This window comes from Paraneptunicella aestuarii, from assembly GCF_019900845.1.
GTDB lineage: Bacteria > Pseudomonadota > Gammaproteobacteria > Enterobacterales > Alteromonadaceae > Paraneptunicella > Paraneptunicella aestuarii.
The window spans coordinates 348,686-362,323 of the sequence record NZ_CP074570.1 but is presented as its reverse complement, the minus strand read 5'-3'; the positions used below and the strand labels follow the sequence as shown (position 1 = coordinate 362,323).

General features: G+C 44.7%; 10 protein-coding genes. 3 read left to right on the top strand and 7 right to left on the bottom strand.

Annotated elements, in window-relative coordinates; all coding sequences use genetic code 11:
* Window positions 1–4: 4 nt before the first annotated feature.
* From KIH87_RS01525 to KIH87_RS01515, 3 genes are all read right to left on the bottom strand, one after another.
* A complete protein-coding gene (locus KIH87_RS01525) occupies window positions 5–1,597 on the bottom strand; it encodes a sodium:solute symporter family transporter (protein WP_232359779.1) in 1,593 nt (530 codons plus the stop codon).
* A gap of 115 nt (window positions 1,598–1,712) precedes the next feature.
* A complete protein-coding gene (locus KIH87_RS01520) occupies window positions 1,713–4,181 on the bottom strand; it encodes a TonB-dependent receptor domain-containing protein (protein ID WP_232359778.1) in 2,469 nt (822 codons plus the stop codon).
* A gap of 435 nt (window positions 4,182–4,616) precedes the next feature.
* The gene (locus KIH87_RS01515) at window positions 4,617–6,257 is read right to left on the bottom strand and encodes a S8 family serine peptidase (RefSeq protein ID WP_232359777.1); all 1,641 of its coding nucleotides are present in this window, start codon (window positions 6,255–6,257) and stop codon (window positions 4,617–4,619) included.
* A gap of 769 nt (window positions 6,258–7,026) precedes the next feature.
* Here KIH87_RS01515 and KIH87_RS19380 point away from each other — a divergent pair.
* The 3 genes from KIH87_RS19380 (at window position 7,027) to KIH87_RS01505 (ending at window position 8,813) form a co-directional block, all read left to right on the top strand.
* Window positions 7,027–7,152, top strand: a complete 126-nt coding sequence (locus KIH87_RS19380; RefSeq protein WP_269751480.1) for a hypothetical protein — start codon at window positions 7,027–7,029, stop codon at window positions 7,150–7,152.
* A 142-nt stretch (window positions 7,153–7,294) separates the two neighbouring features.
* A complete protein-coding gene (locus tag KIH87_RS01510; RefSeq protein ID WP_232359776.1) occupies window positions 7,295–8,161 on the top strand; it encodes an alpha/beta hydrolase family protein in 867 nt (288 codons plus the stop codon).
* A gap of 40 nt (window positions 8,162–8,201) precedes the next feature.
* Window positions 8,202–8,813: a class I SAM-dependent methyltransferase gene (locus tag KIH87_RS01505; protein WP_232359775.1), complete on the top strand. Its 612-nt coding sequence runs from the start codon at window positions 8,202–8,204 to the stop codon at window positions 8,811–8,813.
* Window positions 8,814–8,886: 73 nt separating this feature from the next.
* Here the strand turns inward: KIH87_RS01505 and KIH87_RS01500 are convergent, their stop codons facing one another.
* The 4 genes from KIH87_RS01500 to KIH87_RS01485 are packed head-to-tail and all read right to left on the bottom strand — an operon-like array spanning window position 8,887 to window position 13,632.
* Window positions 8,887–9,237 carry a DUF6488 family protein gene (locus tag KIH87_RS01500; protein WP_232359774.1) on the bottom strand — a complete coding sequence of 117 codons (351 nt, stop codon included), beginning with the start codon at window positions 9,235–9,237 and terminating at the stop codon, window positions 8,887–8,889.
* A gap of 12 nt (window positions 9,238–9,249) precedes the next feature.
* A complete protein-coding gene (locus tag KIH87_RS01495; protein ID WP_232359773.1) occupies window positions 9,250–9,786 on the bottom strand; it encodes a hypothetical protein in 537 nt (178 codons plus the stop codon).
* 14 nt (window positions 9,787–9,800) lie between these two features.
* On the bottom strand, window positions 9,801–10,499 hold the full coding sequence (locus KIH87_RS01490) for a HupE/UreJ family protein (RefSeq protein WP_232359772.1): 699 nt from the start codon (window positions 10,497–10,499) through the stop codon (window positions 9,801–9,803).
* Entirely contained in the window at window positions 10,489–13,632 is a 3,144-nt protein-coding gene (locus tag KIH87_RS01485) for an efflux RND transporter permease subunit (protein WP_232359771.1), read from the bottom strand. The genes KIH87_RS01490 and KIH87_RS01485 overlap by 11 nt, the downstream gene beginning before the upstream one ends.
* Window positions 13,633–13,638 lie beyond the last annotated feature (6 nt).

Sequence of the window (13,638 nt, the reverse complement as noted above, 5' to 3'; positions counted from 1 at the left end):
CAAGTTAATTAGCCATGTGCTGCCCCAGCGCTCCAACAACCACACTGACCGCAACGATAATCAGGAAAAACAGCACCAGCATTCCGGCAAAACGGCGATTAGCAGAATGCTGTGGCGCGCTTAGTTCACGCCCAATAACAGGTTCTATAAAATTTCCACCACGAAGAAGACTCACACTAAAAGCAACACCCACCGTGACGACCAGGCCAATGAAGTTCCACCACATCCAAAAAATTTGCGGCTGGAACACCCATAAATAGAGATTAAGAAACATGCCCGCCAGCAAACCCACATTGGCACCCAGAGCAGAAACCCGATTGCGCGTCATCGCCATTAAGAACACGCCCAAAATCGGCCCATAGAGAGCAGAACCAACCTTGTTAATGGCTTCAATAACGGTGGGTGCGATAGAGTCAGCAAAGGAGGAGAGCACCAGGATCACCAATCCCCAGAACAGGGAAACATAGCGGGCATGAACAACATTTTTGTCGTTGTTGCTGGAATCAATAATTCCCAGAGAATTCAAGTCTTCCAACGTCACAGCAGCCAGGGAATTAACGGTAGAACTTAGAGAAGACATCGCAGCAGACAAAATGGCCACCAATAGCAAGCCAATAACGCCATTGGGCATATGCTGCAAAATAAACACCGGCATCATGTAGTCGGGTTTATCGGCTGGAATTTGTGCCAGTAACTCAGGGCTGTTTTGCACTACCACACCCACGATCAAGCCTGTAATGCAATACAACAACACTAAAGGAAAACGCAGAATGCCATTGGCAAACAGCAGCTTTTTCACGTCTTGCACGTTTTTGGCTGACATAGCCCGTTGCGCCTGAGTTTGGTCGCAACCGTAATAGGAAGCGTATAAAACAAAACCGCCAAAAATCATCGGCAGTAAGCCAAACTCATCATTGGAAAAGCCCAAAGCGCTGACGTTCACGGCATTGAATCGCTCAGGATCAACGCTATTCCAAAACTCCTCTGCCCCTCCCAGTTCAGCAATGCCAAAAATGGCAACCAGAATCAGTCCGAGGAAGATCAGCACCATTTGAATAACATCACCGTATACAACGGCTTTCATGCCACCCGATGTGGAGTACACCAAGGTGATAATGCCCACCACCACAATCGACATCCACATAGGCATATCGAACATAGCCTGCAAAATAATACAAACCGCATACACCGCGATCCCCGTGCCAAAGGAACGCACAACCTGAAACACAAAGCTCACCAGATAACGTGTACTACTGCCATAACGACGCTCAAGGAAATCGTAGATGCTGACAACGCCAGAGCGATACAAAGCAGGAAGAATAACTAGCGCTACCAGAATCATCGCGAGTGGCACAGCAAACTCATAGGCAAGCCACTGCAAACCACCACCTTCTCTCATTCCCACAAATGCAGGGGCAGAAATGAAGCTAATGGCGGATAGCTGTGTTGCCATTGTCGAGAGGGTTAACGGAAACCAGCCCAGGCTTTTTCCACCCAGGAAATAATCTTGTTCGGAATGTTGAGAGCGCCACAAATATCCCATACCCAGCAAACCTGCCAGGTACACAACTACCACAACATAATCCAGGATATTCATAAACAGCCTTACCTCAATTTACCCATTTTTATTCACGCTATTTCATTCAAGCCCTGTAGAAGTCCTCGTGCGGGGAGCTAGCTGAAAGCAAAACTCCCCGCACTTAGACAACACACTAGAAATCGTAGGTAAAACGCGCCGTAATACGACGAGGTAAGATTGGACGACCAACAAAGTAAGCTTCATCCGCCGTTTGGTTGTTACCCTGACGAGGAGATCCTTCCGTTATGCCGTCACTGTCGAACAGGTTAAATACGCCAATAGAGAATCGAGCACGCTGATCATCCTGAAAGTTCAAGGTATAACCCGCTTCCACACGCACCAAGTGATAACCATCTAACTCAACCGTATTGGAGCTGTTGGCATAGTTGTCACCGTGATAGTTGTGGAAAATTCCTAAATCGTAAGTCCCATCGTTATAGGCGATACTGGTGTTTAAGAGCACTTTTGGCTGACGGCGTAGCTCGTTTCCAACCAGGGAAGGATCACTCTCACTCTGGCTTATCTCATGATCACGCAGAGTAATGTTGCCGCTGAAAACCAGGTTGTCGGTGATTTCATATTCCCCGCCCACTTCAATGCCGTAAGCTTCGGTTGAAGTATTCTCTACAACGTAAACAACGCCACCTTGACCATCGTTAACAAAGTCAACGACCTGACGGTCAGACAGATCGCTATAAAACAGGGCTGCATAGGCGTTTAAATCGCCAACTTTGAACTTGGCACCCAATTCACCAATCAAAATGATTTCCGGCTCATAAGGGCCAAATTCACCATACTGATTAAAGCGTTGGCCATTTAATTGTGGGAAAAAGAAGCCTCTTGAAAAGTTACCAAATAGATTTACATCGTTGGTCATCTTGTACAGAGCACCAAACGAAGCTGCCCATTCGGTGCTTGCAACCGTATCACGAACAAGATCACCGTTTAATGCACCCATGTTTTGCAAATCGTCATTAATCAGAGGATCATTGCCGATTGAAACCTGAGACACATTGCGCTGTAACACCTCACCTTCAAAGCGTTCAACGCGAACACCTACGTCGTAAGACCAACGATCACGCTCGATCTGGTCAGCAACATAAAATGCAACCCGTTTGGCACTGCGGGTTCTGTCACCCGTTAATCCGCCCGCATTCAACAAACCATTTTGCGCAACAACATATTGCCCACCTACCGTGCCAGTGAGAGAGCCGTCAACATCGGTAACGCTTAAATCAACTAACTTGGGATTGTTACGAAAGTCAGCCAGATATGTGGTGATGTAGTTAATGTCATCCGCTTCGGTATTAGAGAAGAAAGTACCAAACGTGAAATTATGCTCAGCATCGCCAAATTCAGTGGTATGCAATAAGTTGAACTCACCAGAGAAATCTGTCGCATCACGATCGCGGTCTAAGATACGGTTGGCAAACAACAGGTAGTCAGTCGGTACTTCCTGACCGGAAGTGGTAAAAGTGAAACTGGCGTTATCCAAATCACCGTAACCACGATTGGTCAAAAACTCCTGAAGCGTTTCAGGCAAAGAAACAATGCCATCACCATCTAAAAACAGATTGAATTGATGATCGTATTTGGCATATTTGAACTTGCTGTTTATCGACCAGTTATCACTTAGTTCTTTATCCAAAACTACAGCGAAAGAGCCACCACGAGTATTCACACCATCTTCTATTGGCGATTTGAAACGACCATTTGGCGTGTCGTAGTTGATGAGTGCCGCTTCCGCTGAGTTAACCGTGTAAACGTCATCACCATCATTGCCGGTAATTCGGCTACGTCCCTGGCCGTCAAGGGGAATGGGCAAGAAAAACTGTACTGCGTCATCAATCAGCTGACCGTAAAAGGTAACACTACCACTACCATCGTTGAATTCATGTTTGATATTGCCTCTGAGTTGAAAACCTTCGGTTTCCAAACCTGAATCCAGAGGCCCTTGGTCATAACGGTAGAAGCCTGAAAGAGCGTAGAACGTAGCACTATCCTTTCCACCCAGTGGCCCGCGCAAGGCAAAATCAGAGCGATATCTCCCTTCACGATCAGCCAATTCCAATTGCAATGTACCTTCGTGTTCATCACTACCCGTTTTGCTCACGTAGTTGATGATGCCTGCCACGGAACCTGGGCCGAATAAGTTGGAAACACCACCCGTTACATACTCTAAACGGTCAATACCCAAGTCATTACGGTAATAAACATCAAAAGCGGATGAATTCAGGCCAAAGGTAGAAAATGCAGGAATGCCGTCATATTCCAGAGGGGTAAATTGAAATTGTCCGCCAGAAGGTAAACCACGGACAAAAAAGTTTGTTGCCACTTCACCACCACCGCCTTCTGCGGCAATACCGGGAAGTTGCGTCAACACATCAGCCTGACTACTTGCTGCAAATTTACGTAACTCAGATTCATCAAAAGACGATACGGTTTGCGGCGTATCAAAGATGGTACGTTCAATATTCGTACCTGTCACAACGATTTTTTCTATGTCCTGAGACTTTTCCGCAGATTTTTCCTGAGCCAGCACCAAGTTTGGCAAGCCGACAGAGCTAGCAAGCATCAATAAAGCGATTTTGTTGAGTTTCATATTCAGTTCCCATTATTAGTCATTGCGTTTGCTTACCCGGGTTCAAACACACTGCCTTCCAACGTACCCAAAGTAAGAAATTCGCTGTTTTGGACTACCCACCCCATGAGTGAATATATTTAACCACGCATAATATACTATATATACTACTTATTGTGAGTATTATTAAGGGTGACTATGTCATAAATGCAAAAAGCCATTAATAAATAAGGGAAAATTTACTGAAAGTAGACTCAATGCCGATTAGCATTCATAGATGGGTTTTGTTCGAACCCAGCGTTCACCTACGGATAAAACCAATCCGAAAATCTGTCGTTCAAATCAAAAATATCAGCTATATCGCCTTGGAATACATTAGCTAAAAAGAAAAAGCCCGGTGAGCCTAAACTCACCGGGCTTGAGATCATGCTACTGGATAAATCCAGTCAGCAGGTCTTACTCGTAACCGAAAGTTAGAGAAACACCGCTATATGCACTGTAACCACGGATACTTACGTACCAAGTACCAACAGTAGGATTGTTGTGAGTACAAGTTTCGTTGTTACCCGCAGAGTAAGGACGGCAATCGTAGCTGCTAGTGGTTGGGAAAGAACCAAAGCGAGTGTACAAGTCAGCGTCACCAGTACCGCCACTCATAGTAGCTGTCAATACTGCTGCACCTGTAGGTACGCTAATTGAGTAATCTCTCCAAGAACTGCTCGCGCCACTCAAACCAGTGTAAGTTTCTTCGTATGGGTCAACGGAACCGCCGCCGCCACCACCAGTTGGTGGGAAGTTAGGATCACCAGCACAGCCCCAAGTGTTCAGGTAGTTATGAGCGTCAGCCGCTTTAACAATACCCCAACCGTAGAAGTTATCTTTACCAGCAGCACCACGGTCTTGAGAAGTTGCTTGTAACGCTTCACGAATCTGTTCGTTAGTACAAGATTGGTGGAAAGACCATACCAATGCAGCTACACCAGAAACGTGTGGAGTTGCCATTGAAGTACCGTTCCAAGAAGCATAAGTGTCACCTGGAAGAGTTGAGTTTACTGCAACACCTGGTGCTGCAATTTCAACTTGAGTGTTGTACTGAGAGAAAGACGCTACAGAACCTGCAGAGTCAACAGCAGCAACAGACATTACCGCGTCATAAGAAGCAGGGTAAGACAAAGAGCTGTTTCCATCGTTACCAGCAGCAGCAATCAACATGATGCCTTGGTTAACGAAACCATCCATTGCATTACGCTCAGCAGTAGAAGAAGAACCACCACCCAAGCTCATGCTTACGATGTTAGCACCGGCGTCAGCACACTGTTGGATACCAGCAACCAAATCAGAAGCTGAAGTCCAGCTACCAGAATCGTTGAAGATTTTAACAATGTGAAGATCCAAACCAGGGTATACGCCTACAACACCAGTAGTGTTGTCAAGAGCGGCAATAGTACCAGCTACGTGAGTACCGTGACCGTGACCGTCGTTGTTCCAGCTGCCAACTTGAGAGTTGTTAGCTTGACCAGAAGTAGTCGTGGTAGGTAGATCTACGTGGCCATAGTCGTAACCAGTATCGATGATACATACTTTACGAGCAGCAACGTTAGGGTTGCTTAAGATGTTCGCTTGAACCATGCCGATACCGAACGGCTCAGATTGTGCCATCAAGTAACGCTTAGGGTCGTTAGAAACAGTTTCAACGTTAGGGTTTTTACGCATTTCGTTGAAAGCTTTTTTGTCCAGGTAAGCAACAGCCATGCGTTGTTTACCGATAGTTCTGTGCAGTTTACCACCTACAGCTTCAACAGCAGAACGAGCAGCGCGGTCATTCAATACGCCAGCTTCGTCAACCAAAGCTTCGTATTGAGAAGTGCGTGCTTCACCATTGTCAACAAGATGCTTGGCATCTTTTTTGAAAACGATAATATAACGACCAGTAGTGTCTGAATCTTTCGCAGAAGCTTCTGCGCCAACAAATTTCAAACCTTGCTCTAAAGAAGAAGTAGCTCGGAAATCACCTTGAGCTGCGATTACGCTAGACGCGACTAAAGTCAACGCTGATACGCCTAGTCCTACAAACTTTTTACTATGCTTGATGTTCATCAGTTTTTGTCCTCGTGATTGTTTTTGGACTTATATTAAATGGAGGTAACTTTTCTTACCTCGGAAATTATTAATATATAAATTTGGAAATGATGCAAGCACATTTGGCTAATTAATTTTCAAAAAATTTTAATAAAATCGTCACAAGCCGCGTCACACACGGGTAATAAAGCTATCCAAAAAATTTTAATTTTGATTACATTTTTTTTCATTTCAAGTATGTGGAAGAAAAATTTAATACCGAACACCGATTAAAAATTAATTTTTATTCATAAAAAACGAACCAAGCCAATGAACACAAGGCTTACAAAGACATATACCAATCCGAAATGAGGACACAATAAAAGCCAGAATGTTATTAAAATAGATACTAAATGATTAATTTTTATTATTATGATGAATATTCAACCAACTTAAAAAACCAAATAATTATTCCGTAGAGGTAAATATTTATCACATCAGTACAATTTAAAATCAACCCAGGTTCTTTCTTTTTTCAATTCACCTTGAAGCTTTCTCAATTCAGAAAATTCTCTTTATCCCTCAAAATTAAAAATCTCACATTCTTAGCCAAGTAAATACTATTCCATCATTTTCAATAAAATTTTTATAGCCATAGTCACACGATAGATTTTTGAAAATGACTATGCCAAGTTCCGATCCGAGGTCTGATTAGTTTATGGAGTGATTCCTGGATTCACTTCAAGTTCAGCTCTCTATATTTAAAAGAACTAATCTCTTAAATGAGTATTTTAAAAAGGAAAATGAAATGGAAAACGTTAAAAGTCAATTAATGGAGCAGTCCACAGTTGAACTTATTGATGTAGCGCTACTTAAAAAGCTCCTCGAAGAGCACAATGCCATTATCACCAATGAGGTCATTAGCTATGCTTAATCTTACGCGTAAGCTTGTTTTTCTAACTTTACTATTGAGCACAAGCACACAAGCTGCCTTATTCAATTCCGATGCTCCTATTTATCGAGAACAAGATTGCTTTACAGCTCCCTTTTCCAGTTACGATTCATGGATACAATCCATGAGCCAAAAGCATGAGAAGAAGTACGGCAAAGGCGAGAAAGCAGACAACGCAATGCAACTCTTTCAATCCATGTTTTCCCGCGAAGCATTTGATGAATACAAAACCACCATTGAATGTAGCAACTACACCTATAAAGTGGCAGATACTCAAGTAAAAGGCTTCGCCATAAAACCCAAAGAAGCGAAAGGTAAGCTTCCTGTACTCATTTATAACCGTGGCGGAAATGGTAATTTTGGTGGTGTCGTTTTCGGCCATATGATGTCTAAGCTATTCCCCCTCGCAAACCAGCAATTCATTATTATTGGCAGCCAATATCGCGGCACTTTCCAGCGTAATAGCATTGCAGGAGATGAATTCGGCGGTGATGATGTCCAAGACGTTGTAGCCTTGAGCAAGCTAATACCCCATCTCGTCAATGGGAATCAAAACAAAATTGGCATGTATGGAGCCAGTCGGGGTGGCATGCAAACCTTTCTCTCCATGAAATATATACCCGAAGTTAAGGCTATTGCGGTTATCTCAGGTGTATCGAACTTGCTAACCGACTTGGAAATTCGTCCTAACATGGAAAAAGTATATAAAAAACGTATTCCAAATTACGACACTGAAAAAGAATCCCAACTAAAAGCACGCTCTGTTATGTATTGGCTTGATGAATTAGATCAAAGGAAACCTATTTTGCTTATTCATGGCGAGAAAGATGAACGTGTACACGTAAGAAATGCAAAGCAACTTGCAGCAGCCTTAAAAGAAAGGAAGCGTCCACACAAGCTACTTATCTACCCAGAAGGAACACATTCGCTAATGGAGGAAGGACAACAAATCACCAGCGAACTCGCCAATTGGTTTAATCAGAATCTTTAAGGGATCGGGAAGTAACGACAGTATAAGAGAGAAATACAGCATGGGTATCATGACCGATAGCTACTATCAAAAGCGCTTGCAAAAAAGTCATAGCAAAATTTTAGAAACGGCTATCGCTCATAACCAATCGGGTTGTCAGGTTGCTATAGATTGTGGCTGTGGCGTTGGTAATGATGCCCGCTATTTGCTGAGCCAGGGTTATGAAGTCCATGCTTTCGACAACGACGCGCGTGCCATAAAACAATGCCGAGAAGCCACTTCCGATCAAGTCAATCTCCATCTCTACGAAACCAGCTTTGAAAACTTCCAATACCCCGAAGCGGGGCTAATCATCGCTAATTCAGCATTATTCTTCTGCCCCAAACAACATTTTAATAATGTTTGGAAACAGATTGAAAACGCTCTTAAACCCAAGGGTATATTTTGCGGCGATTTGCTAGGAGTCGAAGACGACACAAACCATCCTCGCAACCCAAATCCCACCCAATTTTTAACCAAAGAACAATTACATGAAATGCTAAGCAACTTTGAGATAATTGGCATTAAAGAGCGAAAAGGCCTGCAACCAACTATGACAGGCCGAGAAAAATACTGGCATGCTTTTACAGTAATCGCACAAAAGCGAGCATCCCATCTTCGCTCAGAGTATTAGAGCGTGTTGATCTTTGATGTAGACCCCAGCCGGATCACGCGCAAGACAAACTGCTTAAAATCAATATTGCCAATTACATTGATTCTTTCTCATACACAGTCAATAGCTGCCCTTCTACAGAAATCTTAAAATAGATAGTCTTGCCATCTTTAGCATTGTCAGCTTTAACCACAAAATGTTCAGCATTTACGCTATGCATCGACACATCAGATGCCGTAAGTTCCTTCCAGGAAGCATCCAGTTTGCCAAATCCAAAACCAAAATCTTTAAAGGTCATCTGCTTCACTGACTTCATCGCAATACCGATTGCCGTTTGCCCGCTGATCCTGCCGTGATCGGCATGAGCCATAACAGAGCCACTGAAAAAAACAGCGCCGCTAAATAGAGCTAAATAAACGAGTAATATTGAAACCTGTTTCTTCATTGTCATTTCCTCTTATTGTTTTAATCCGATAACGTCATACTGCCCCTTCACCAACAGCTGCACCATCACTGGCTGATCTGACGTATTCTTCCAATACCAGCCATGAGAACCTTCAAACGGAGCCGTAAAGCTTCCTTTCATCTCAGCTAATGTGGCAATGGCATAACTTTCGAAATAGCCAGTTGTATCTCCTTTCGGTTCACCATGCAGATCAAAATAAAGAGGCTCGCCATCGGTCATCCATTCATAAGTCATTTTGTCGTACTGCTTCATAGTAAACTTATACTCAATGCCTCGCTTGGCTGGCACAGTTAGCTCTATCGTTTGAAATGCATCCGTACCTTTCTGCATCGAAGTTGCAGGGCTTGCACCGGACTCAGCAGACTCAGCCGCTTGGGCAAGCGAGGTTAAACCAAATTTCTGCCCAACCCCGGTAGGATCAATGTTGTACTCAGCGGGCAAAATAAAAGCGAACAACGCGATAATCGCCAAGGCCGTTGCAGAAGCCGTCGCTTTTAATAGTGTCTTATTACTTACTGTCTGTTGCATGTGCGTCTCTTGTTTTAATTCACTACAAAATAGCCGGTTAGTTGATAACCCATCAACATGATCCCGGCACTCATTAAAAATGTATTGGTCAGCGTTGAAAAACGCTGGAACGAAGGCCATTTTCGCCATGCGTTGACCGCGATTAAGATGAAAACCAGCGCGACAAACTGCCCCAGTTCTACACCCAGATTAAATGCAATCAAATTGGTGACCAGACCATCTTGCGGCAGTTGGAACTCCTGTAGTTTGGTGGCTAAACCAAACCCATGGAACAAACCAAATATCAACACTGCCCATTGCGTGTTAGGTTGCCAATTAAAACAACGTCGGAAACCGCCTAAATTATCAAACCCTTTATAAAGCACTGAGAAACCAATAATGGCGTCGATCAAATAGGCGTTCACTTGAATATCGCTCAACACTCCCATCAGCAAGGTCGTGCTATGACCAATAGTAAACATGGTCACATATAACAAGACTTCCCTGCTTCTATATAGAAAGAAGATCACGCCAACCAGAAACAACAAATGGTCGTATCCCGTGATCATGTGTTTCGCTCCTATATATAAGAAGGGAATGAATTGCACACCGGTATTCTGTTGCAAGAAAGCGCGAGTATTGTCGTCAACACCATGTGACAAGGCCACTACGCTATACAACCCCAACACAACAACAAGCAACCATTGCCAAGCCTTAATAGACCTACTGCGCATTCAACGACTCCTTTAATTCAGCTCTGCCAGCAACCACTTCCTTTCCTTTATGCAAAATAAAGTACAAGGCCGGGATAACGAATAGGGTTAATAAGGTTGAAGAAATAATCCCGCCTATCACCACCGTCGCCAAAGGCCGTTGTACTTCCGAACCAATGCCGGTATTAAACGCCATCGGAATAAAGCCAAGCGACGCCACTAACGCCGTAGTTATAACAGGGCGCAATCGAGTGATAGCGCCGTCAAAAATGGCTTGTTGCAGCGCGATACCTTCTTGCCGTAATTGCCGAATAAACGACACCATCACCAGCCCATTGAGTATGGCGATACCCGACAAGGCAATAAAGCCAACCGCCGCCGAAATGGAAAATGGAATATCGCGCAACATCAGCGCAGCAATGCCGCCCGTTAAGGCTAATGGCACACCTGTGAAAATGATCATGGCATCTTTGAAAGAATTGAGCGCCAATACCAGCAAGCCAATGATCATTAATAACGTAACGGGAACCACAATACTCAAACGCTGCGAAGCGGATTGTAACTTCTGATAAGTGCCGCCATATTCGACCCAATAGCCAACAGGAACCTCAACCTTATCGCCAATCGCTTTCTGGATATCAGCCACAAAGCTTCCCAGATCTCGCCCTCTGACGTTAGCAGTCACCACAACCCGTCGTTTACCGTTTTCCCGGTTAATCTGATTTGCTCCTGTCACCTGCTCCAATGTCGCCAGCTCTTGCAGAGGAATGGTATGACCATCGGCAAGGTGAATAGGCAAATAAGCCAGCTTGTCTACATTGCTGCGTCGGGATTCATCTAATCTCACCACTATATCTGAACGAATATCGCCTTGATAATAGGTTCCAGCGACAGTGCCGCCCATCGCCGTTGCTAATTGCGCCTGAATCTCAGCTTTACTGATCCCGTATTGCATTAGCTTTTCAGGCTTGGGCAATATGGTCAGCATGGGCAAGCCTGTAGTTTGCTCCACTTGAATATCAGCAGCACCTTCTACCTGCTCAACCACAGCAGCAATCTCATCTCCCAAACTCGTTAAAGTGTCAAAGTCATCACCAAATACCTTGATTGCTAACTCAGCGCGAACGCCAGCCAGTAATTCGTTAAAACGCATTTGTATAGGCTGCAAGAACTCATAACGATTACCAGGAATAGGCTCAACCAAGGCGGCTAATTCCTCGACAATTTGTTCTTTGGATTTCTTGGGATTGGGCCACTGCTCTCTGGGCTTTAAAATAATGAAATTATCGGCAACACTGGGAGGAACCGCATCGGTTGCGACATCCGCCGTGCCTATTTTGGCAAATACTCGTTCCACTTCCGGCATCTGCTTAATTTTCTCTTCCAACACTTCCTGTAAAGCAATTGCCTGACTCAAGGATGTGCCAGGAATACGCAAAGCGTGCATAGCGATATCACCTTCATCCAGATTAGGCGCGAACTCACTTCCCAATCGAGTAGCTTGATACGCAAACCCCGCCACCAGAGCAACAGCAGAGCAAACCACAACCCAACGATAATTCAGCACCCAATTCAACGCCGGACGATAAAGCGCACCAGCACCACGAATAATGGGGCTGTGCTTTTCCTGCACGGGTTTCTTAAACAAGAGGGCGATCATGGCAGGCACAAAAGTCACCGAAAGCAACATGGCACTTAGCAAAGCAATCACAACGGTGATCGCCATTGGATGGAACATTTTCCCTTCTACACCTTCCAATGCGAATATTGGCAAATACACTGCTGTGATAATAAACACGCCAAATAATGCCGGGCGGATCACTTCTCGGGTCGCCTCAAACACCAATTCCAAGCGTTCTCGTAATGGCAAAGGATTGTTGCCCGCTTGACTCAGTCGGCGCAGACAGTTTTCGACAATAATAATTGCGCCATCAACCAACAAACCAAAATCAAGCGCCCCCAAACTCATGAGATTGGCACTTACTCGCGTTTGTACCATTCCAGTAATAGTCATGAACATCGCAAAAGGGATCACCAAGGCAGTCAAGAAAGCTGCTCGGAAATTTCCTAATAGCAGAAATAGCACCACGATAACCAGAATTGCCCCTTCCGCGAGGTTGGTTTCAACTGTCTGTAGTGTTTTATCGACTAATTTGGTTCGGTCATATACCGCTGTAGCAACGATACCTTCCGGTAAACCGGCGTTAATTTCCGTCAGCTTCTCACCAACAGCATGAGCTACCGAACGGCTGTTTTCTCCAATAAGCATGAACACGGTACTCATCACCACTTCACGCCCATTTTGAGTTGCAGCGCCAGTACGTAAGCCTTGTCCATTTTGAATTTCCGCCACATCTCGCACGTACACCGCTGAACCATCAACATGCTTAAGCGGAATATCACCAATGGCAGCTAAATCGGTAACTTGCCCAGGCATACGCAACAACCATTGAGCGCCATTTTGCTCAATAAAGCCCGCTCCCTGGTTTTGATTATTACGACGAATCGCTTCCACCAGTTCAGCTTGCGTCAAGCCATAAGCCACCAGTTTTTCAGGCTTAAATGCCACCAAAATCTCACGCTCATAGCCGCCAATGGGGTTCACTTCAACCACACCAAGAACACGCATTAATTGTGGGCGAATCGTCCAGTCATGCACCGTGCGTAAATCCATCGGTGTAATAGCAGCACCATCAGGATGAGTCGCGCCCGGCTCCACATCCACAGTAAACATGAAGATCTCCCCCAGCCCCGTCGCTATCGGCCCGAGCTCAGGTTCTAGCCCATTTGGCAATTCTGACTTTGCCGCAGACAAGCGCTCATTCACCAACTGGCGAGCAAAGTACACATCAGTCTCGTCGTTAAATATGGCCACCACTTGTGACAAGCCATAACGCGATACTGAACGCGTGTAACTTAAGCCCGGTAATCCGGCCAGAGCATTCTCCAGTGGGAACGTCACACGTTGCTCAACTTCCAACGGCGTATAGCCCGGTGATTCGGTGTTAATCATCACCTGCACATTGGTAATGTCTGGAACGGCATCAATGGGCAGTTTGGTAAAATTCCAGAGCCCTAATCCGGCAAGCCCCAGCACAAAAATAACAATGAGAAAACTACGGTTTATGGAAAAGCGTATGATTGAGTCCAACATTCCATA